This window comes from Actinomadura sp. NBRC 104425 (assembly GCF_030269545.1).
GTDB classification, from domain to species: domain Bacteria; phylum Actinomycetota; class Actinomycetes; order Streptosporangiales; family Streptosporangiaceae; genus Spirillospora; species Spirillospora keratinilytica.
Map to the genome: position 1 here is coordinate 34,004 of NZ_BSTN01000036.1, position 20,440 is coordinate 54,443.

Below are 20,440 nucleotides of genomic sequence, written 5' to 3' on the forward strand. Positions count from 1 at the left end.
GGGTGGTCACGCCAGGAGGAGGAAGCTGTCCCAGCCGGTTGCGGGAGCGGTGCCGGTACCAAGGGTGTGCAGGGCGAGCGCGGCGCCTGCGGCGCCGTCGAGGAGTCCGGGGTCGGGCAAGGGTTGGGCTACCTGTGCGATGAGCCGGGCGGTTAGGCGGGGCAGTTCGGCGGCGACTTCGGGGATGTGGGCGTCGGCGGCGACCCGCCAGGCCGCCTGGAGCAGTCCTGCCGTGCCGTGACACAGCCCGATCTCGTCGCCGAGCAGTTCCAGCTGGGCCTGGTCGCGCAGAGCGGCGAGCATGCCGGTTTCGGCGGCGTGCTGCCGTGCGGTGTCTTCGAGCGCCATGCCGGCCAGTTGTTGGACGCGGGCGGTGCCGGCGATCCCGTAGCACCATGAGGGGCGTGGCCGCAGCACCGCGACGCTTCGGTTACGGACGTGTTCGGCGGTGATGAATCCCGGCCACCAGGGGCCCGCGCCGTCGTGCTGACGCCACTGGTCGGTATATGCGCAGATCCGTGCGATCGCCTCATGGCACCCGGGGATTGACAGGCCGCGCAGCAGCGCGAGCGAGAGCAGGGCAAGGACCGCGCCGATTCCGTGGGAGAGCCCGAAGTTGCCGTGCCCTCCCGAGTAATCCGGGCTCGGTTCGCCGTTGGGCGATACGTCGGTCCACCAAGGGGGAAGCCCGCCACCGAGGGGAAGCGGTTCGGTGAGGCGGATTAGGTAGGTCAGCACGTCACGGGTGATGTCGTGCTCGGGGTGGCGGCGGAGATGGTAGACGCCGAGACCGGCCAGGCCGCGGATCAGGTCGAACTCCTTGAGAGCGGGTCGTTCCCCTCGGTCGATACGCGCGTGGGCGTCGGCGAGACGCTTACGGGTGACCATGACGGTGGCGTCGTCCAGCGCGGTCAGGGCGCGCCGGTATCGACGGGTGGATCCTGCGGCGGCGTGGACCGCGAACGCCACGGCCGGTGCGCCGAGATACAGACCGGCGTTGGCGGCCGCGGTCAGGTCGTCGGCGGCAGCCGACGCCAGCCAGGAGTGCGCGGTGTTCCAGTCGCCGTGGCCGCTGCGGGCACGTTCGATGTGCAGCAGGGCGATGCCCGCTGCGCCTCCGGCTAGCGATTGGGGCCACGCCCGTTCGCCAGGTGGTGTCGCGGCCCAGGCGGTGCGAGGGTCGGACAGCGCCGCGGCGATGGCGTCGGCCGCGGTCAGTGCGTCGGTCAACGTGTGCGCGTCCGCGGTGTTCATGCCTCTTCCTTCGCCCGCGTGGTCCAGCTCAGGGCAGCGGCGCGGGCCAAGTGCAGGCACAGGCGTTCGCCTTGCGCATCAGGCCCGGCCATCCGGGTGTGGTGCAGGTGCAGCAGATCGGGCAGCAGAAGCCGGATGTGGTCTGTGTTCGCCCTCACCAGGACGGCACGGTAGGCGGCCAGTGCCTGATGCCGCCTCGCCCATTCGCCGATGATGCGGTCGCCGTTCGGCTGTCCGGCCAGGTGACGATGATCGTTCGGATTGGCCAGGGCGACGGCTTGGTCGTACAGCGTGCGGGGCGGCGCCTCCGACGCGGTGGTGGTATGTCGGATCAACCAGTTCATTGCCTCGGGCGGGTCCCCGATCAGGCCGATCGCGATGTCCAGCATGCTCGCGGCGGTCAGGGCTCGGGCGTCGGGGCCGTCCTTGGCGGCGCCGGCGGCGAGCTGCGCGACGGCGGCCGCGGAGTCCGCCGCGAAGTACGCCTCGGCGGCGTCGGTCGCCGTGCCGCCGCCGAAGCGGGCGGTCTCGGGAAAGTCGGTGTCCCACTGGACACGGTTGATCACGCCGACCTGGCGGAGGCTTCGGCTCCAGGCACCGATCGCCGCGGCGGCAGGCGCGACCCGATGGGCGGGGACGGTCAGTCTCAGCCGCAGATGGTCCTCGGGATCGCGATAACGCAGGAACCAGCAACGCCCCTGCTCGCCCAGACAATCGTTCAGTTCGCCAAGCAGGCGCGGCAAATGGCGGATGAGGATGCTGCTGTGGCGGTCGCGATGGCTGTACAGCTTGAGGAGGAATCGTCCGCCGCAGCCGGGCAGGTGGACGCGGTCGCGGCCGACCGGCTGCCCGTCGCGCAGCCACAGTGGGGCCGGCGCGGTGCTGGAAGTGGCCAGCGGCACGACGATCTCGTGTGCGTGCCCGTTGATCCATTCCGCTGCGTCGTCGTCCGGTGCCGCGCGCAGCAGGACAGTGCCCGCTCGTTCCAGCTCGGCACGCAGCAGTGTCCGATGGGATGGTTCGGACAGGTCAAGGGGGATGCGCTGGTCGCCGTCGCCGAGATGGACCACCGCTGGAGCGGCGACATGGTCTCGCCACGCCGCCAATGCCCGGCTCCACTGGTGGTGGTCGGCGTCGACGCCGGGTAGGTCGTCGGCTGTGAGCAGCCAGCGGGCCGGGGACAGGATGGTCCGTCCGTAGCGCACCGCGGGAAGGAACGGCAGACCGGCGGCGGCTCCCCAGTCGAAAGGACCGCACGGAACGCTCATCGCGTTGGTGACCTCGGTGAGGAACCGGATCAGCGGATGCGTCTGGTTGACCGGTTCCACCGCGTTGAAGGTGACGAATTCCAGTGGCCGCCGTTTCGAGAGCGACACCAGGTAGAGGCGGTTGGCATCAGCGGCGACGGCGACGTCCTCCAACGCGATCTGGTCCTGTTCGCGGCCGTGGCAGGCGCCGAGGGTCAGTATCTGGGGCAGCACCCGGGGGACGCGCGAAACGTTCTCGGTGCTGGCATACAGGGGCGGAGCGGCGATCTGGACCAGGAGCGCGTCCTGAGTCACGGTGGGCAGATTCTCATATGCCTTGCGCATCCGTTGCCGGTCACCGGTGCTGAACAGGTCCAGGAACCGGCCGGTGGTGGTTCCGGCGGCGCGTGACACTCCGACAACCGAGAGGGTGAACTGCCCATTCGTCAGTGCTTGCGCACTGGCTGCATGGACGCGGACGGTCAGCTCCGTGGTCGGCTGCACCCGTGCGTGCGGAGCTGCGGCCTCAAGCTCGGCGACCGTGGCCTCGTCCAGCACGATCTCGCGCTGCCGGTACAGTGCTGCCTTCTGGGCGAGCGCAAGGAGCGTCTGGTCCCGCCCGGTCGGTCCGCCGTCCCCGTGGGAGGCAGGTCCTCCCAGATAGCCGGGCGGGTAGCCCAAGCCGATGTCGGCGTCCACAACGTCCAGTACCGGCACCAGGGCGCGCGGGCCGTACCGTTCCAGGAAGCGGCCATGCCAGGTGACCCATCCCGGGCTCAGGGTTGGACGGGGAGCCAGCCGCACCAACATCGCCGCCGCTCGCGCCACCTCGTCGACGACCGTGCGGGGGAGGACGACATCCCAGTCCAGGCGCAGATCGACTGCGAGTGCGGGTTCAGCGGCGGAGCCGAGATCCCTCATCGCCGCGATCAGCCGGGCGCGTTGCCGGGATGCGGCGGCGGGGGCGGATGCGGTGTTGTGTCGGACCAGCCCGTCCGCGATCTCACGCAGCTGCGCGACGGGGCCCGCCACTTCCGCGATCTGTGCGGCAGCGGCGGTGTCGAGAGCGGCCAGCAGATGGCCGAGGGGATCGGTCGTGGTCATCGCAGCACGCAACCCGGTGACCAGGAAATGCTGTGCCACAAGGTCCGCCAAGAGCTTGTCGATGACATCCGCCGGGACGCCGGGGAAGTCGGCGGCGAGTGTGTCCGCCAGGTCCCGCATCAGGATCGGATCACGCGCGGCAGCCATCGCCGCATTGACCGGCCTGCTGGAAGCCACCCTGACGTTGGTCGGAGGTCCGCCGGAGCTACCGCTGGCGCGATGTTCCAGCACCAGATGGCCGTCCTTCTCCACCACCAAAGCGTTGGCCTGCACTGTCAGATGAGGCCGCAGAGCCGGTTCGGCCTCCAGGCCTTCGACCACCGCGGCCAACCAGGTGGCGTCGACACGGGCGATGGCGCGGTGCCTGCCGCCGACACGCACCGAGAGTTCTGAGGCGGCGGACTCTCGGGTGATCCGGGCTGGGGTCACCCCAGCGAACAGGCCGAACGGCGTGGCGCGGCCCGAGGCACGCAGCAGATAACGCATGACCGCGAGCACCGCCCGACGCACGGCTCGTTCCGGCACCGGCCCCCCTTCGCAGATCTGCCATACGCGGCGGGCCAGAACCGGGCTGGCCTGCTCCAACGCGGCGGCGAAACCGGGCCTCCGCAGCGTCCGCTCCAGCCACAGACGCCACGACGCCGCCGAAGCGGTTTGACCGTCCAAAACAGGCCACGGCCCCATTGCTCGGCTCGGCGGCCAAGCTGCTGCACGTACCACCGCAGCATCGACGTGCTGATACACCGGCGCTCCCATAGGGGTGTTCGACCACGTGGGCGTCTGACCGGAGGTGAGCTCTGTGAGGTGGTGCCCGGCAGGAAGGCCGCCGACCGGACACCACCGGCGCACGGGAATCGGTTTCAGGTGCTCGGCGTGTCCACTACGGGCAGGTCGTCGAGCAGGCGGACTGGCACGTCGAGCCGCAACCGTCGTCGGTCATCCGGATGAGCTTGTCGGCCGACGGACCGGACTCGACGATGGAGACATCCAGGTCCCATTCGTCCAAGTCCGCCTCCGGGATGGCGGCAGGCGGCGCGACCTGTTGAACGTTCAGGGTGTCGTCGAACTGGACGGACATCAAGCCTCCCTCACAAGCAGGAGCGGTGCGGACTTCCCGGACCCTCTGGAAACGTCGCTCGGGGCCGGAAACCTAGGACCAGCAGACCTCCACAGACCCGAGCCGCTTGGCCACAATCCTCGGGGCGGGTTCGGCCGTGCCCGCGGGCAGCGGGGTGTAGCGGATGCGGGCCGCGCCGCGGCGCCGGTGATCGCTCGCCCACCGGCGCAGCAGGTCGACGTACCGTGCCGCCAGAGCCTCGGCCTGCGGCCCGTGGGCGAACACGCCGCTTTCGAACCCTCCGGTCTCCTCGTTCGGCCGCTTGGTGCGGTAGGCGAAGCTCCCGCCGTCGATCAAAGCCGGTACACCGCGCGTCGCCGAAGCGGCGAAGACGCCCTGATCCGCCAGGGCTTGTTCGGCGTGCAGCATCACCATCTGCGGCGAGCTGGTCGCCAGGAACAACTCCAGCTCGTCCGGCAGGTCGAAGGCCGCGCCGGACCAGCGCTCCAGCCGTGGCGAGCGCACCGCGGCCGCCAGCGCCGCGACGTCGAACTCCTGCGGCTGGTCGTCGACCCGCAGCACCACCCCGTCGGTGACTGGGACGAGCCGCTCGGTGTGGGCGCCGGCGCCTTGCAGCGGCACAAAGCCGCACAGTCTGTAGCTGTCGCTGACCAGACCCGCGCCGTCCGCGTCGGGGGCGCGGTCGAACGCCACCGTGCGGGTCAGCCCCCTCATGCGCAGCGGGACGACGATCCTGCCGCCCGGGGCCAGCTGTTCCGGCCACGCCGGGGGAATGTCCCACGCTCCCGCCGTGACGATGATCCGGTCGAACGGCGCGTACTCGGGGACGCCGCCGTAGGCGTCTCCTCGCACCACCTTGACCCTGCCGTAACCCGCCATGTCCAAACATGCGCGGGCACGGGCGACGATCTCGACGTCGATGTCCACCGAGACAACTGTTCCGCGATTGCCGACGAGTTCGGCGATGAGGGCCGCGTTGTAGCCCCCCGAACCGATCTCCAGGACCCGCATACCGGGGGCGATGCCGGCCTGTTCCAGCATCACCGCCTGGATGTGAGCAGCTGACAGCGAGCTGAGGGCCATGCCGTTTCGGTCGCGCTTGATGACCAGAGCTCGGTCGGCGTCGTACACCGCCTCCAACGGCTCTTCGACGGCGAACAGGTGCCGCGGCACGGCCGCAACCGCGGCGGCGACGCGTGCGGAGGTGATCGCTTCGAGGTCGCGCAGTTTGCCGACCATGGCCGCCCGCAGCGAGGCCGCTGCGTCTTCCACATCCGATTCCCGGACTGTAGTCATGTCGTCACCCTAGTGAGTCGGTGCGAGGCTGGAGCCTGTCGTGGCCAACAGTAAGAAGAGAGGAGGGATGGTGCGCGGCGTCCACGGCGACACGCAACGAGGCCGGGGCACGGCGCACGATCGATTCGTCGCGGCCGCGGCCATAGCCCCAGGAGCGCCGATCAACGTGGGCTGGCCGACCTGGGGCATCGTGCGGTCCGGTCGGGGACGGAGGCGTGTCGGTGGGCACGGCTCCACGGTCCGTCCCGGTCGGTGGACAACTCAATGTCGCCGTCCGGTCAGGACATTGCCGCCATCATTGCCGAGGACGGCAATGTCGTATCCGTGGTGACCGGGCTACGCTCCGGCGAGAAGGGGATGCTCGAGGCGCACCGGAGGGCGCGCATGAGGATCAGCCGTCAACGTCGAGCAGAACTCGCCCGTGCCGGGCAGTTAATCCGCGAGCGCGGGCAGCGTGCCGACTGGCCGGTCCGGCAGATCGCTGCGCAGATCCGCAAAGAGCTCCCCGAGGTGCATCCCCTGGAGGCATGGCGGTGGGCCTACGGGTGGTCGCGTGCACAGACCATCGCGCAGGTCGCCCAGTATTACAAGGACCGCAACCTGGGCGTTCCCGGGCTCACTTCCTCGATGCTGTGCCGCTATGAGCACGGGGAGATCACGCCCGGCCCCGACTACGCTGACGCGCTCAGCAGCGTGTATCGGGCCGACCTTGCGGATTTGGGCTTGGAGAGGTCTTACCCGCGACGGGCTGTAACCGCGGGGGGAGCGGAGTACGGTGCGGGCTGGGAGACGGCCTCAACCGCGAGGAATGGACAGCTGATGGCCAACGGCAGCAGCAGCGCCCTACAAGCCCTACACGACTCGATCACTCTCGGTTTGGAGGTCGAAGGGCCTGCGGGCGGCCCTCAGACTCGAGAATCACTGCAGGCGGCCGTGGACTACTACGCCCTCCACTACTCCGCCTCCCCACCCGCAGTGCTGGCCGATGAGGTGCACCGTGTTCGGCACCTGGTCAACGGCATGCTCGCCCACCGCATGGCCGATGCGGCCCGCACCGAACTGCGGCGCCTGGCCGGATGGCTGTCGGCCCTGGTCGGCAACCTGGCCTTCCACCTGGACGACCGACCGGCCGCCATGGTGCACCTGCAGACCGCCGAACGCCTCGGCGACGCCGTCGGTGACCGGTGGCTGGTCTGCTGGACACTCGGCGCCCGCGCGATGATCGCCTGCAAACAGAACCGACACCAGGACGCCGTCGTTTTGGGCCGGCGCGCTCACGCACTGGCCGACACTCCGCTGCGACGTGCCCAGATGACCGCTTGGGCCGTTCTGCGCCCCACCGCCGCCCTCGGCACGTCCGCCGACGAGGTGGGCCTGCTCGCCGCAGAGGCCATGGACGCCATGGCGGCCGCCGACGGCGACCTGCCCGGCCGGTTCGGCTTCGACCTAGCCGAGTTGAAGCTGCACCTGGCCGAAGCGAGCCTGCTCGTCGGCGACCACACCCAGGCGCGCCGCCACGCCCGGGACTCCATCGGCCACCTTCCGCACGGCCGTCCCGGCTGGGCGGCCGCCCAGCTCGTACTCGCCCGAGGCGAAGCCGCACGCGACGGCGGTGACGCGGCCGTGCTCGCAGGCGAGGTCCTCGACACGATTCCGGCGGCCCACCTTCGGGCCAACAGCCGGGAACGCCTCACCGCGCTCGTCGGAGACCTCGCCGAGGTCGACACCGCTGCCGTTCGCGACCTCCGCGAACGAGTCGCGACACTTCCGCCGCTCGTGCCTGCGGCACGAGCCAGCGCCGAACCCAACGGCGCCTAGGCACCTGAGTGGCCCCGGGACGGTACCCGGTGTTACCGGTCCCGGCCGAGCAGTCGGCGGATGTTGTCCTGGCGGCCGCCCATGCCCTCCCTTGACCGGCGCGCGAACACCCCGGGGACGTCATGCGGCGGGAGCGCCGATGCCGGTCATCACCGTGTCCCGGCCAGGATGCCGTCTGCCTCCGCCACCTGCGGGTTCCCGCGGTACTGCCCGCACCGCGTCGGACTATCGCCGGGCACGGGCGGAGGTGACCGCAGCCAGGGCATCACGCAGGTCCAGTACGGTCGCCGCCGCGTCGTTTGGCCGTCCCTGGCGGAGCTGGAGCCGGGCGAGGCGGGCGCCGATCAGGACCCGCGACCGGCGCTCGGCTCCCCGGCGGACAATCTGCGCGTTCGACGTCGCGCTCGGCGCGGTGCAGCAGGTCGCGGGCCCGCCATCGGTCTCCGGTGGCCGCGTGCGCTTCGGCCTGCATGCCGGTGCCCCAGGCGCGCAGCCAGGGCGGTGCATCGTCCGGGAGCGCGGCGTCTGCGGCGTCGGCGAGATGGCGTGCGCCTGGGCGGCCAGGGCGGCGTCGACCTCGACGGTGACGACGTCGGCCCCAGGTGGGTCAGCAGCCCGGCGGTCCATCCGGTGCCGGTGCCGAGCAGCTGGTTACCTCCAGGCGAGCATCCCTGGCGCCCGCGACACAGCGCCGCCCGCACAAGTCCGGACCTCCCCGCGTGTGCGGGGCCGACCGCGTGGAGCTGCTGCCCCCGACACCGATCAACGGATCATCCCCGCGTGTGCGGGGCCGACTTGCAGTCCGGGCAGGGGCGTTCCTCTTCCCTGGGACCATCCCCGCGTGCGCGGGGCCGACTCGACACCGAGAACGTTCGCGATGGCCTGGAGCGGACCATCCCAGCGTGCGCGGGGCCGACATCGGCCTGTGCCCGTGCTCTATGCGGCTGACCGGACCATCCCCGCGTGCGCGGGGCCGACAGGTGCCGTAGCTGGTCGTGATCATGCGTCCGGGGACCATCCCCGCGTGCGCGGGGCCGACGTACCGGGCCTGCGCGAGCGCCTCGACGATCTGGGACCATCCCCGCGTGCGCGGGGCCGACCGCGTTCCAGGCGCCCCGCGCCGCCGTGACGAGGGACCATCCCCGCGTGCGCGGGGCCGACTGGACACGACCTCGGGTGTGCTGCGCCGCCGCAGGACCATCCCCGCGTGCGCGGGGCCGACGGGAACGGCCGGTCACAGCCAGCCGTTGCGCCGGGACCATACCCGCGTGCGCGGGGCCGACACTTGCTGACCTGGGAGTCTATATCGGCGAAGCTCAGTTTTCATTTAGTTGGATTTGCCAACCCTCGGCCGGGGCGGCAGCCTCGCAGGTACCACCGCGTCGCAGTTCTGGCAGCATGAGGCGGCGATGGACACGCCCCATGAGCCGTACTGGTGTGACCCGCACCCTGCCGACGTCGACCTGCTGCCCAGGGACGGGCGTCGTCACCTCGGGGTTTTGGAGCGGGTCGTGCGCCGGCAGTGGGATCCGGCCCGCGGCAATCCACCCGACGAGGTGATCGCGGTGGGGGACAAGTGATCAAGGTTGAGCGAGAGGCTCCTGGGTGGAATGCCGCCTCTGTCGTGCCGACAACCTTCTTTTCCGGTTCTCCCCAACTCTAGCTGGGGGCCTGTCCGGAAGGTTCGGGGCACTTCAGTATGGAGGCGAGGGCGGCGGAGCCGAGTCGAGGTCCAGGTATCCGAACGAGATCACCGTGAGCGTCATCGTTTGATCACGTTCTCAGGAGTGTCCAGCCAGAAATGCTCGCCGGTGGGGGTGACCGTCAGCCCGAACCGGTCGCGTGCGGGGCGGCCGGTTCGAAGCCACCACAGGTAGGCGGCTTGGGTTTCGTCCCACAGGCGGCGTTCCCCGGCCTGCTCGACGGTGTATTCGCCGGCGCCGGGCTCATAGTCCACCGAGGCCCACGATCCGCCGGGGCCGCGGTTGTCCAGCAGCCAGACGGTGACCTCGCCGGACCCGGCTGGGTCGGAGAACGCGCGGCACTGCACGCCGGGCACGTGCGCGGAGATCGCCAGGTCGGCCGCGGGCGGGCCGTACGCCACCGCGCGCGGGTCCAGGCGCGTGCGGGAGACCTCGACGGGGCCGCCGTGCTGGACCCACTCGTCGGCCGGAAGGCGGGGGCGGCGATGCGCGCGGGCCATCATGTACCCGGCGCCGCTGGGGAACCGGCCGCTCGCGGTGCCGTCGCCCAGCACGTCCAGGACGAGCTTGTGGCCCCAGCCGAAGCCGGGCTGATAGGGCGCGACGATCCGGCCGCCGGGCCGGGTCTGCTCCACCCACGCATACGGGACGGCGGCGATCGCGCAGGTGCAGTGCACCCGGTCGTAGGGGGCGGCTTCGGCGTAGCCGGCCAGACCGTCTCCGATGACCAGGCGGGGTGAGAACCCGGCGGCCTTGAGGTTGCGCGCGGCCTGCGCCGCAAGGCCCGGGTCGATCTCGATGGTGGTCACCTGGTCGGCGCCCACCCGCCACGACAGCAGGCCGGCGGTCCAGCCGGTGCCGGTGCCGACGTCCAGGACGCGGTGCCCGGCGTGCACATCGAGCAGTTCCAGGAACGTGATCACGACGCCTGGCGCCGACAGCGACGAGGTCGGGATCCCCCGGCCGTCTGCGACGCGTCCGGCGCCGTCGTCGTACTGGGTGATGATCGAGGCGTCGTCGTACACCGCGGCCCACCAGGTGCCGGGGTCGGTGTCCCGGTCGATCGGGTACCGTTCGGCGCCGGTCCGGTCCGGGTCGGCCTGCCCTATCGCCGGTGCGAACAGATGCCGGGGGACTTTGGCGAGCGCGGTCCGCCACCGGGAGTTGGGGGCCAGGTCGCCCTGCGCGGTGAGCAGGTCGGCGAGGGCGTCGATGCGGGCGGACAGGTCGGGCGGGACGGTCATCGGCTCTGCCTATTTCCGCTGGCCGTCGCTGGTGTTGCCCTTGGTACCGTCGCCGGTGCCGCGGCTGCCGCCTTGGGGGCGGCTGCCGTCGGTCGTGGTCTTGTCGTCGGAGTCTTTGCCTCCGTGCTTGCCCATGGGCTGCTGTCCTCTCATCCTTGAGGTTCGGCGGACACTCGTTCCAGGAGTTCGGGGCGTCCACGGCCGCGCCGAGGGTGGACGGACACCAGGGCGTCACCTCCAGCGCGGGCGGGCACACCGAAAGTAGCCGCCAAACGGCTGCCCAGAAGGTAAAACGTCACTTCCCTGCCCCTTCCGGGCCGCGACTCGACATAACGCTAGTTATCGCGCGTCGTTTCCCCAGATGACGGGGACCGCTGTCGGCCTGCGGACGATCATGCTGGTATTCCACGGCACCGTACCGGCCAACCGTAGGTCCGGGAGCCGCCCGGTCAACTTGGTGACCATGATCTGCAGCTCCAGGCGGGCCAGATGGAGGCCGAGGCAGATGTGGGCGCCGTGCCCGAACGACAGGTGGTCGGCGGCGTTGGGGCGGGTGAGGTCGAACCGGTAGGGGCTGCGGAAGACGGCCGGGTCACGGTTGGCTGCATCGTGCGCCGGGATGACGAGTTCGCCCTTGCGGATGGTGATGCCGTCGACGGTGATGTCGGTGGCTCGACGCCCGCGACCTGGCGATATTTCGCGGCCGGCATCTCGAAGAAATAACCGCCGCTGCAGCCGAGGTCGATCGCCCGGTCGCCGTTCGGCAGATGTTCGCTCAGATGGTCGCGTAGTTCGCGATTGATCAGTCTCCGAACCTGTCGTAGAGCCGAACAATGGAATCGGATGATCGGGCGTCTGTGGTCATGGCAGCCTTTAGGCGGGACGATCGCGCGTCGGCTCAGTGCGTGCGGAACCCGCCGCGACGTGGTCAAAAGGAGGACATATGTCCGCCATGTCGTGCCGAATGGAAATGTTTCGCGATTGGCCGGGCCCGGCCGCCGTTCCGCCTGGCTGAACGCTTGATTGACGGCGTCATAAGGCCGTCCATATGTTTGAATCCGGGCTCCTCGAGGCAGTTTTCGGCCGTTCGCGCGACTGTTTTCGGGGAAGTCTCTTTCGCGTTCGCGCCGGCAGTGTGGAAGGGGGTAGAGCTCATGCGCATCAAGCGTCGTAAGAAGGTGCCGTCGCTGTCCGCCGTCCACCTCTGACGTAGGAGCGCTGGCGGGCCGGCCTGCCGGGCGGCCCGCCGGTCTCCGGCCCGCGGCTCCGGGGCCGTCCCCGGAGCCGCACGGACGTCCTCGACAACAGAAGGGAACGGAGCTTGTCCGAGTCGATTCTGCCGGTCAAGCCCCGGCTGTGCGCCAGGGTCGAAAGTGGCGCGGCCGGTCAGGTGGAGCTGCACACCCCGACGGACGTCCTCGACGTCGAGCCGCCCGAAGGCGTCGGCACCGAGGCGTTCCGCGGGCTGCTGGAACGGCTCGACGGGGCGGCGACCCTGCCGGAGCTGGCCGCCGACACCGGGATCGAGACCGACACGGTGGCGCGGATCCTGGCGCCCGCGGTGGCGTGGGGACTCATCGAGGACGGAGCCGAACCCGAGGCCGGGTCCGGGCCGGCGGCGCTGTCCCGCCTCGAGGACGTGCTGAACCGGCTGTTGGAGGACCTGGTCTTCGCCGGGCCGTTCTGGAGGACCCTGCTCACCGAACCCGAGGCGCTGCCGCCGAACGTCTACTACGGGTTCGGGCTGGAGAACTGGTTCTTCCTCTTCCGGGAGAACGAGTTCGACTCCGCGGTGCTCGCCCTGCCCGAGAGCGCGGAGGTCAGAGGCATGCTCAACGACTTCTACCACGAGGAGCACCGGCACGACGACGTGGTCGTCCGGGCGTTCGCGTACCTGGGCATCGGCCGCGAGGACCTCCTGCGCGCCCGTCCGCTGCCGACGACCACGGCGCTGATCAAGATGCTGTCGTGGTGGGCCCGCACCGACCCCCTGTTCTTCCTGGCCACGATCGGCGTCCTGGAGGGCCGGCTGGACCCGGACGGCGACGGATCCGACGGCAAGGTCGCCTACGACTCCTTCATCGCCGCCTGCGACAAGGTCGGCCTCGCCGCGGAGTTCGTCGAGCCGCTGCGCGCGCACGCCCGGCTCAACGCAGGTCACGACCACGGTGCGGTGAGCCGCGAACTGTTCGCGTGCGTCCCCGGAGTCGACGCGGACACCGAGTCCCGCTGGCATGCCAAGGCGCACCTGTTCATGGAAACCTACGCGGCGTTCTTCAACGGGATCGCGTCCTACTACCGGGACCCGGCCAGGCCGCTGCTGCGCACGAGCGAACTCTGACAGGAGGAATCGATGGGGGACTTCGAAGGCTTCCAGCGGCCCATGCTCCGTCCCGGCGTCCGCTGGACGGACCACGGAAAGACCGGCATCGAGTTCTCCTACCTCGACGGCCGCAGGTTCATCGAGTTCGAGTTCGACGAGGACCGGGCGGCCGAGTTCCACGACTTCGCCGCCGTGCTCGCCGAGGGCAGGCTGTCGGCCGGGGAACTGGCCGCCGCGTTCCCCGGCACCCCGGACGAGTACGCCGAGATGATAGAGGCGTTCGACGAGCAGGGGATGCTCGCCGAGGGGGCGAAGGAGGCGGGACCGGGCCTGAGCGGCCTGTCGGCCTACGCGGTGCTGCGGCGGCAGGCCGAAGCGGTGCGCCCGGCGCTGCACAGCCCTCTCATCGCGGCGCTGGCGGACGGCACGGTCACGCGCGAGCAGCTCATCGGCTACGCGATCGAATACTGGCACATCACCCACCTGTGCCCCCGGGCGCTCGCACCGGCGCTCGCCCGCGACGACCTCGGGATCGAGGTGTGGGAGGCGCTCATGCGCTTCTACATGACCGAGCGCAACCACGACCGGATGATGGAGAAGTCGCTGAAGGCGGTCGGCATCGACCGGCGGCGGTTGCTGCGTGTCCAGCCGCTCCCCGCCACAATGGCGATCATGGCATCGCTCGGCGTCTACGCCTACAACTTCCCGCTCGCCCTGATCGCCACCCTGTTCCCCATGGAGGAACCGGAACTGGACTTCCTCGACCTGTTCACGGCCAGGTGCGCCGACCTCGGCCTGCCCGAGGAGTTCGTCAAACCCATCGTGGCCCATTCGGAGGTGAACGAGGACGAGGCGCACGACGCGGTCACGCTGGACATGCTGGCGGACGTCCCCTACCTGAGCGTGGAGACCGTGCGTGAATGCGCCAAGGCCGTGGCGGACGTGATGGAGCAGCGGTGCCGGGTCGACGCCGAGATCGTCGCCTGGTACGGCAACGGAGGCGGGGTGCGCGACTTCACGGCGGGCGAGTACCCGGTGGAGGCGGGCCGGGCTCTCACGCAGGTCGCATGAACTTTCTCGGCATTCTCCTCCTGGCCGGCATCTGGGGCACCAACTTCCTGTTCGTGGAAGAGGCGCTCGAAGGGCTCAACCCCGCACAGATCGTTATGGTGCGGATCGCGCTCGGCACCGCCGCGCTGCTGCTGCTGGCGTGGGTGCGGCGCGTGGGTCTCCCCTCGGGCAGAGCGGCCTGGTGGAGACTCGCGGTGATGGGGCTGCTCGGCCAGGCGATCCCGTGGCTGCTGTTCGCCTGGGGCCAGGAGGAGGTGCCGAGCGCGCTGGCCGGGGTCTACAACGGGATGACCCCGCTGCTGACGATCCCGATCGCGTGGCTCCTCCTGCGCAGCAGGCCGTCGCCCGCCGAGCTCACCGCGACCGGAATCGGCTTCGTCGGCATCGCCATCGTGCTGAAACCCTGGTCGGCGGCGGGCGGCGCGGCCTCGATCGCCGGCCAGGTGCTGTGTCTGGCGGGCGCCGCCTGCTATGCGTTCGCCTACACCTACGCCGCCCGGCTCATGCGCGAGCTGCCCAACGACAAGCTGGCACTGGCCGCCGCGCAGGCGCTGGCCACCAGCGCGCTGATGCTTCCGACCGGCACCGGCTGGTACCTGGAGCCGATCCGGCTGAGCTGGACGATCGTCGCCAGTCTCGCGATGCTCGGCGCGGGCACGGCCGTGGCCTTCCTGGTGAACTACTGGCTCATCGCACGGATCGGGCCGGTCCGATCCTCACTGGCGTTCTACCTCATTCCGGTGGTGGCGGTCGCCGCCGGGTTCGTCGTGCGCGGGGAGCGCCTGGAGTTCCACCAGTTCTTCGGCTCCGTCCTGGTCTTCGCCGCACTGCTGGTGATCTACGTCTGGCAGCGTTTCGGGGAACGCCGCGCCACCCCCGATGCGGTTCCGGCACGTTCATGATCGTTCGCCGAGCCGCACCCTGCGACCGGTCCGGCCGCGGAGGCATCGATCCCCTTTCCGCATGTCGGCGACTCCGCCGCGCCGGGGAGGGGCACCCTGACCGAACTCCGGAGAACAGGTGTGGCATGGAGATGAGACACGACGCCGGGATCGATGTCATGCTGCTCTCGGCAGAGGAGGCGCTGCGGCTCGATCGCCGCGCGATTCCACCGCGAACGGACGTCGTCCGGGTCGCCGCGCCGCCCCGCGAAACCTGGGGAGCGCTGGCCGAACGCGGCTTCGTCCGCAAACCGGCGTGGCTCGTCTGGTACTCCGACGTCGGGGCCGGCGAAGAGGAATGGCTGGCCAGGCTCTCGAAGGGCGTCCGCTACGACATCCGCCGGTGCCGCAGACAAGCCCACGACGAACTCCGGATCGAACTGCAGCAGCCGATCCGACCCGAGACGCTGGACCGGTTCCTGGAGGTGTACGAGTCGATGGTGGCCCGAATGCGGCACGGCGTGCCCTTCGCCACGTCGCTGCGGGACGCCATCCTCGCCGACGAGCGCCACTGGCTGTTGTACGCCCACTCCACGGACGGCTTCGCGGGCGGTCTGGTCTGCCGGGAGGACGAGGAGACCGGAACCGTCCTTTTCAGGTTCGCCGCGATACGGCCCCGCTGGCGCGAACGCAGCCTCCAGAAGGTCCTGTACGTCGAGGCGACGTCGGTGGCCCGCGCCAAGGGCTTTCGACGCGTGAGCGCCGGCAACGACCCCAACCTCTACGGCCATATCGCCAAGCCCGGCCTGATGACCTCCAAGGCGAGGCTTGGTTTCACTCCGTACCCGGCCGACCCGCCGACCGGGCCGGGCTCTTGGCGGGACGAGGCCGATCTGGTGATCGCACTGGATCGGCTCGGCGACCTGGCCCTGATCCTGGGATACCCGGATGGGTTGTCGGGCGGCGACGAACAGCCGTTCTTCGACCTGGCGGTCTACGGGGACCCGCGACTCGGGGGAGGAATCGAGAGCCTGCCCTTCGTCAGATCCGTGCGCCGTCACATCCCATGCCGGCCGGCGGCAAGCCCGGCACCCTCGTGACGCACCGAGGATTCGACGTCGGGACACCGGTAGGAATCCCATGGTGCGGTCGCTCGACCGCCAACGAAGCGAAGTCCGATCGGCGTGAGGTGCTCGGCGTAAGGCCGATGTCCGACCGTGTTCCACAAGCCGTCGTGGGACTCTCACGACCGTCTCCCAGGACGGTCGAAACGGAGCCGGGAGCAGGAGCGGTCCCGTCTCCGTCAGGTGCGCCATCGGCTGGGCCGGGCGATCGAAACCACCGAGAACGGGGAACGGGTCGACTGCGCAGTGCACTGAATCGCGGCAGTACGGCTTTCCGCCGCAGTGTGCCGCCGCCTGTCCGGCAGGTGGGCGCCGCCGGCGGCGGGAAAGGCGGCTCCGGGTGGAGAAGCCGACGTGCGAAACAAGGTCACGCTCGTTGTCGACGCGCGCATCTCAGTTCCCTGGACGCGGCGTCGGTCACCCGTCTCACGAGTTCCGCGGTCGGGCCGACATCGAGTCGTTGGCGCGGCGCGGACACCGTGAACGCGCACACCGCGTAGCGGTTGGCGTCGAGAACGGGTGCGGCGATCTCGATCACGTCGGCCAGACCCCCGGCGTGCGCCACGGCGATACCGATCCGGCGCACGTGGAACAGTTTGCTCCAGGTGACGGTGTCGTTGACGTGTCGGCATCCGCGGCCCGGCCGCTGGTGGAACGCCGGCGAGTACGCCAGCAGCGCGTGGCCCGCAGCGGTCTCGGCCGCGGGGGCGGCCTGCCCCTGGCGGAGCGGGGTGCTCGGCCCCCGCCGGTCATAGAGAACCTGGCTGCACAGGACCTCGTCATGGCGGAGGATGCCCATGTAGACGGTCTCGTGGGTCCGCTCGTAGAGATCCAGGAGATAGGGGAGGAGACGGTCCCGTAGATCGGCGTTCTGCATCGCGCGGGCCACCGACTGGGCCAGTTCGAACATGCGCGATCCGAGCCGATAGCCATCCTCCGTGCGGACGGCGACGCCGGTGTCCACCAGTATTCCGAGGGTGCGGTGAGCGGTGGATTTCGCCAGTCCTGCCCGATTCGCGAGAGTCGTCAGATTTATCGCGCTGCCGTCCGGTGGAAACGCCCGGATGAGGCGCTGCGACTTCTGGATCGCTCCATCCTGGGCGCTGACGCCCTTCTCCGACCGTTCGTCCGCTGCCTCTGCCGTGTTCTTCGCCGTGGCGAGTCTGCGCTTGCTTCTGGCGGTCAATGTGAACTCCATGAGGGGGAGTCGGGAGCTGTTGCCGCGATCTTCGAAGGGGTTGGTCGAACGGACGACGTGCATGCGGGACGGGCGAGGCGGCCTTCAGGGGACGCACCGGCGCGGGCTGTGAGAAGAGGCGGGCTCGCCGACCGGGCTTCGCGGACACCGCGCCTGGGCGCAGGCGCCGCCGACGTCATTCCTGGCCCCGCACCGACCTCCGGGCTCCGCGCACGGATGTCGGCGGCGGCGCGGACGCCCCCGCCGGTATGCGTCGACGGCATGTCGACGGCACAGAGAACGTCCACCATGGCCACGCCGGTCCCTCGCTCGACGACCGCGGCGAGCGGCGCGGTGCCGCGCGCCGCCCTCACCGGCCAAGCCGCCGAACCCGCCCACGCCGCCGTGCGCGGCTCCGTGCGGGTGGGCCTGCCCCGGCCGGCGAGCGCCGGCGCCGAGCCGGTCGGGCGCGGGCTGCCGAGGGACGGGTGACCGGCGTCGGTGGTCGTCGCGCCCCGATCCGCACCGGTCGGTCGGCTGCAAGACCCATGGGATGCCGGTGCCGCCGGGACTGACAGCCGTCACACGGGGGAGGTTCCGGGCGGCGGGCGGATCGCACTTCTCGCGCGACCTCGAAGGAATGATGCGACAGGGCTGAGGCGCGGCCGGCGGCAGCCGGGGAACGGCCTTTCCGCCCCTTCGGGGATCGCAACGCGGTGACAGGTCGTCCGGTACGGCCGTCATTCGCGCACGGCCGTCCGTCCGGCGCCCGCCATCCTGATCTCCTTGCTCGACATGCTGGTCCCGTCAACCTCTGACGTCAACATCTCGGGATCTCAGTCGCTCCCGAATCCGGTACGCCGCCCCCGAACATCGCTGTCGGACGGGATTCCGCGTTTTCGTGATCTCCTTCTCGAGGCCCCACGAAAGTCGACTTCGGTGTTCCCGTCAAAGGCCATTCCGGAAACCGGTCATGGCCGAATGCGGCACAGCCATATGCCTGTGACCGCGCGGATGAACGCGGTGTGCAGAACTTCCTGGCGGGGTCCGTCGCACCGTGTCGTGCCGTCGTGTCGCCGAGTCACGTCCCTTGAGCGCGACCCCGGAATGCGGACGATCGGGCATCCGAGAGAGGCGTGCTCGCTGCGGCCTTTGCGCGGCGGCCTCCGCCGCTCCAAGCTCCCTGCTACCGCGTCCGAACAGGTCGCGAGGGGCGGGCCGGCGCAGGCGCGCGGCGCGTCGAGGCGTCGACCGGTGGGCCAGACCGGGGCTCCGTCATGGCGGACCGAGCAGCACTCCCGCAGCACCGCGTAAGCGAAGTGACGATTTTGCCCGCGCTCTGGAGCAAGCAAGTCGGACCTGACCACGACGTGGAACTCCAAAGCGCCCATCCTAGCGTCCGGTGTTGCTTTCGTTGTCGGAAAAGCCGGCCCCTGCGAGCGTTCCTGATGATCTCATCCGGGTTCGGGATCTTGCAAGAGGACGATGTGGAGATCGTGAATCATGAAACGATCTTGCGTCTCTGGTTGCTGTCATCCGAAAATCCGCTGCAATGTCAACCGAAATGACGGGCGCGCTAGTAAAACGTCACTGTCCTGCCCCTTCCGGGCCGCGACTTGACATGACGCTAGCCGACAGCGGTCCCCGTCATCTGGGGAAACGATGCGCGATAACCCGCGGACGATCATGCTGGTGTCCCACGGCACCGTGCCCGGCTCTGCTGATGACGGCTCTGGGGATGGGCGAGGAAGGCCGGATTCGCCCGTTGACGTCTCACCTGCCGCCTGCGGCCGTCGCGGACGCTGTCGGTCGGGGATGAAGTGTCCCAGGCGTTGGAGGACGAAGACGCCGCAGCCGACCTGGCCTGGGGTCACGCCGCAGCCGGGCCGCATGCCGGAACTTCGAGCCGAAGCCTCGGGTCGGTCGTACTGGCGCGCGCCGAGGCTGCACTGGGCCGCCCAGGTGACGCCGCCGCGCTCCTGGACACGATCCCGTCCGACGCGTCGCGCTCCACCAGCAGGAGCGCCCGGACGCGCACTCGATGGCCGACGCGCCGTCCGCAGCGGTACGGGACCTGCATGAGCGGCTGATGGCGCTGCCCGCCTTGACACCGGTCGAGCAGACCGCGGACGGCACGTCCAGCGGCTCCCCGGCGCAGACGCCGTTTCATCGACCTCGGGGCTGGAGACCGGTGCAGCCACCGGCCGCAACGCCGCGCTGCCGCGCGAACTCGTCGGCGACGCCGGGCCGTCACGCCTCAACGGCACGTTACGACTTGTCCAGGATTTGCCGATCACCGACTGCTTGGTGTGATCACGTCGTTACCCTGCTGAGGGCGAGCGCCCGGCACCCGACCCGCAGGAGGCGGCATCCATGCGCGGACTCCCCGGCCCGGCCTGGGCCTACGTCGGCACCACCATGGCCGTTGCCGTGGCTCTGATCACCGCCTCCGTCACCGCGGCGACCGCGCAGTTCGATGCCCGCGCCTGGTCGACCCTGGCCGTGCTGGGCGTGCTGTTCTGGGTCTGCGACTCGGCGCCGGCCCGGCTGAGCGTCTCCAGCGCCAAGGTGTCCCTGGCGTTCGCCGCCAGCCTCGCCTCGGTCGTGCTGCTCGGCCCCGCCGGTGCCGCCCTGCTCGGCCTGGCCGCCATCGTCACCGGGCAGCGGCTGTTCGCGCCGGTGAAGCGGCTGTTCAACGGCGCCCAGTTCGCGATCAGCGGATACGCCGCCGGCGCCGTGTTCGAGGCGCTCGGCGGCAGCCCGCCCCGGCAGAGCCAGGCCGGCTGGGTCGAGCAGGTCATCGTCCCGTTCCTCGGCGCCCTGGTCACCTTCGTCGGCGTCAACCTGCTGCTGCTGGCCGGGATCCTGCTGTTGTCCAGGCAGGCGCGGTTCGGGGAGCTGGCTCACGAGAGCCGGGACCTGACGGTCGGGTGCCTCGGATACGGCATGTTCGGGCTGCTCATCGCCGGATTGTGGCCCCACGTCGGTACCGGCGCGGCGGTGCTGGTGCTGCTGCCGCTGTTCATCGCCCGGTGGGCGCTGGAGCAGACCCACGCCCAGCAGCAGGCGCACGCCGCGACGCTGGCCGCGCTGTGCCAGGCGGTGGAGACCAAGGACTAC

The 20,440-nt window shown here is 70.2% G+C and carries 15 protein-coding genes, 1 pseudogene and 1 CRISPR repeat array; of the genes and pseudogenes, 8 read left to right on the forward strand and 8 right to left on the reverse strand.

Annotation, left to right across the window (positions count from 1 at the left end; genetic code table 11):
- Positions 1 to 6 precede the first annotated feature (6 nt).
- The 4 genes from QSK22_RS30935 to fxlM all read right to left on the reverse strand — a co-directional run bounded on the left by QSK22_RS30935 (position 7) and on the right by fxlM (position 5,955).
- On the reverse strand, positions 7 to 1,254 hold the full coding sequence (locus tag QSK22_RS30935; protein ID WP_285498009.1) for a lanthionine synthetase C family protein: 1,248 nt from the start codon (positions 1,252 to 1,254) through the stop codon (positions 7 to 9).
- The gene (locus QSK22_RS30940; protein WP_285498010.1) at positions 1,251 to 4,349 is read right to left on the reverse strand and encodes a lantibiotic dehydratase; all 3,099 of its coding nucleotides are present in this window, start codon (positions 4,347 to 4,349) and stop codon (positions 1,251 to 1,253) included. Before QSK22_RS30940 ends, QSK22_RS30935 begins: the two co-directional genes overlap by 4 nt.
- A 136-nt stretch (positions 4,350 to 4,485) precedes the next feature.
- On the reverse strand, positions 4,486 to 4,683 hold the full coding sequence (locus QSK22_RS30945; protein WP_285498011.1) for an FxLD family lanthipeptide: 198 nt from the start codon (positions 4,681 to 4,683) through the stop codon (positions 4,486 to 4,488).
- A 72-nt stretch (positions 4,684 to 4,755) separates the two neighbouring features.
- On the reverse strand, positions 4,756 to 5,955 hold the full coding sequence (gene fxlM, locus QSK22_RS30950; protein WP_285498012.1) for a methyltransferase, FxLD system: 1,200 nt from the start codon (positions 5,953 to 5,955) through the stop codon (positions 4,756 to 4,758).
- A gap of 276 nt (positions 5,956 to 6,231) precedes the next feature.
- On the opposite strand from fxlM, the gene QSK22_RS30955 reads away from it, so the two are divergent.
- On the forward strand, positions 6,232 to 7,797 hold the full coding sequence (locus tag QSK22_RS30955) for an NsdA family TPR-like regulatory protein (protein ID WP_285498013.1): 1,566 nt from the start codon (positions 6,232 to 6,234) through the stop codon (positions 7,795 to 7,797).
- A gap of 706 nt (positions 7,798 to 8,503) precedes the next feature.
- Positions 8,504 to 9,080: direct repeats of the CRISPR family, unit length 28 nt; unit sequence GGACCATCCCCGCGTGCGCGGGGCCGAC.
- 126 nt (positions 9,081 to 9,206) lie between these two features.
- Positions 9,207 to 9,377 (forward strand): hypothetical protein, encoded by a 171-nt coding sequence (locus QSK22_RS30960; RefSeq protein WP_285498014.1) that lies wholly within the window; start codon positions 9,207 to 9,209, stop codon positions 9,375 to 9,377.
- 182 nt (positions 9,378 to 9,559) lie between these two features.
- Here QSK22_RS30960 and QSK22_RS30965 read toward each other — a convergent pair whose 3' ends face one another.
- The 3 genes from QSK22_RS30965 to QSK22_RS30975 form a co-directional block, all read right to left on the reverse strand.
- On the reverse strand, positions 9,560 to 10,744 hold the full coding sequence (locus QSK22_RS30965; RefSeq protein ID WP_285498015.1) for a methyltransferase domain-containing protein: 1,185 nt from the start codon (positions 10,742 to 10,744) through the stop codon (positions 9,560 to 9,562).
- Between the two features lie 9 nt (positions 10,745 to 10,753).
- A complete protein-coding gene (locus QSK22_RS30970) occupies positions 10,754 to 10,879 on the reverse strand; it encodes a hypothetical protein (RefSeq protein ID WP_285498016.1) in 126 nt (41 codons plus the stop codon).
- A gap of 204 nt (positions 10,880 to 11,083) precedes the next feature.
- Positions 11,084 to 11,578: a cytochrome P450 gene (locus tag QSK22_RS30975; protein WP_285498017.1), complete on the reverse strand. Its 495-nt coding sequence runs from the start codon at positions 11,576 to 11,578 to the stop codon at positions 11,084 to 11,086.
- A 487-nt stretch (positions 11,579 to 12,065) separates the two neighbouring features.
- Here QSK22_RS30975 and QSK22_RS30980 point away from each other — a divergent pair, with 487 nt between their 5' ends.
- The 4 genes from QSK22_RS30980 to QSK22_RS30995 all read left to right on the forward strand — a co-directional run bounded on the left by QSK22_RS30980 (position 12,066) and on the right by QSK22_RS30995 (position 16,119).
- Positions 12,066 to 13,085 carry a hypothetical protein gene (locus tag QSK22_RS30980; RefSeq protein ID WP_285498018.1) on the forward strand — a complete coding sequence of 340 codons (1,020 nt, stop codon included), beginning with the start codon at positions 12,066 to 12,068 and terminating at the stop codon, positions 13,083 to 13,085.
- Positions 13,086 to 13,097: 12 nt separating this feature from the next.
- On the forward strand, positions 13,098 to 14,138 hold the full coding sequence (locus QSK22_RS30985; RefSeq protein ID WP_285498019.1) for a thiaminase II/PqqC family protein: 1,041 nt from the start codon (positions 13,098 to 13,100) through the stop codon (positions 14,136 to 14,138).
- Positions 14,135 to 15,040 carry a DMT family transporter gene (locus tag QSK22_RS30990; protein ID WP_285498020.1) on the forward strand — a complete coding sequence of 302 codons (906 nt, stop codon included), beginning with the start codon at positions 14,135 to 14,137 and terminating at the stop codon, positions 15,038 to 15,040. The genes QSK22_RS30985 and QSK22_RS30990 overlap by 4 nt, the downstream gene beginning before the upstream one ends.
- A 131-nt stretch (positions 15,041 to 15,171) precedes the next feature.
- Positions 15,172 to 16,119, forward strand: coding sequence for a GNAT family N-acetyltransferase (locus QSK22_RS30995; protein WP_285498021.1), 948 nt, complete (start codon positions 15,172 to 15,174; stop codon positions 16,117 to 16,119).
- 391 nt (positions 16,120 to 16,510) lie between these two features.
- Here QSK22_RS30995 and QSK22_RS31000 read toward each other — a convergent pair whose 3' ends face one another.
- Entirely contained in the window at positions 16,511 to 17,341 is an 831-nt protein-coding gene (locus QSK22_RS31000; RefSeq protein ID WP_285498022.1) for an IclR family transcriptional regulator, read from the reverse strand.
- 288 nt (positions 17,342 to 17,629) lie between these two features.
- Between QSK22_RS31000 and QSK22_RS31005 the strand changes: the two genes are divergently transcribed.
- The gene (locus tag QSK22_RS31005; RefSeq protein WP_285498023.1) at positions 17,630 to 17,812 is read left to right on the forward strand and encodes a hypothetical protein; all 183 of its coding nucleotides are present in this window, start codon (positions 17,630 to 17,632) and stop codon (positions 17,810 to 17,812) included.
- Between the two features lie 1,881 nt (positions 17,813 to 19,693).
- Positions 19,694 to 20,440, forward strand: a pseudogene (locus QSK22_RS31010) (metal-dependent phosphohydrolase); the annotation flags it as partial.

Coding starts and splice junctions, on each gene's coding strand:
- QSK22_RS30935 (WP_285498009.1), bottom strand. CDS start 1,254: ATGAACACCGCGGACGCGCACACGTTGACCGACGCACTGACCGCGGCC.
- QSK22_RS30945 (WP_285498011.1), bottom strand. CDS start 4,683: ATGTCCGTCCAGTTCGACGACACCCTGAACGTTCAACAGGTCGCGCCG.
- QSK22_RS30960 (WP_285498014.1), top strand. CDS start 9,207: ATGGACACGCCCCATGAGCCGTACTGGTGTGACCCGCACCCTGCCGAC.
- QSK22_RS30965 (WP_285498015.1), bottom strand. CDS start 10,744: ATGACCGTCCCGCCCGACCTGTCCGCCCGCATCGACGCCCTCGCCGAC.
- QSK22_RS30970 (WP_285498016.1), bottom strand. CDS start 10,879: ATGGGCAAGCACGGAGGCAAAGACTCCGACGACAAGACCACGACCGAC.
- QSK22_RS30985 (WP_285498019.1), top strand. CDS start 13,098: ATGGGGGACTTCGAAGGCTTCCAGCGGCCCATGCTCCGTCCCGGCGTC.
- QSK22_RS30990 (WP_285498020.1), top strand. CDS start 14,135: ATGAACTTTCTCGGCATTCTCCTCCTGGCCGGCATCTGGGGCACCAAC.
- QSK22_RS30995 (WP_285498021.1), top strand. CDS start 15,172: ATGAGACACGACGCCGGGATCGATGTCATGCTGCTCTCGGCAGAGGAG.
- QSK22_RS31000 (WP_285498022.1), bottom strand. CDS start 17,341: ATGGAGTTCACATTGACCGCCAGAAGCAAGCGCAGACTCGCCACGGCG.
- QSK22_RS31005 (WP_285498023.1), top strand. CDS start 17,630: ATGGCCACGCCGGTCCCTCGCTCGACGACCGCGGCGAGCGGCGCGGTG.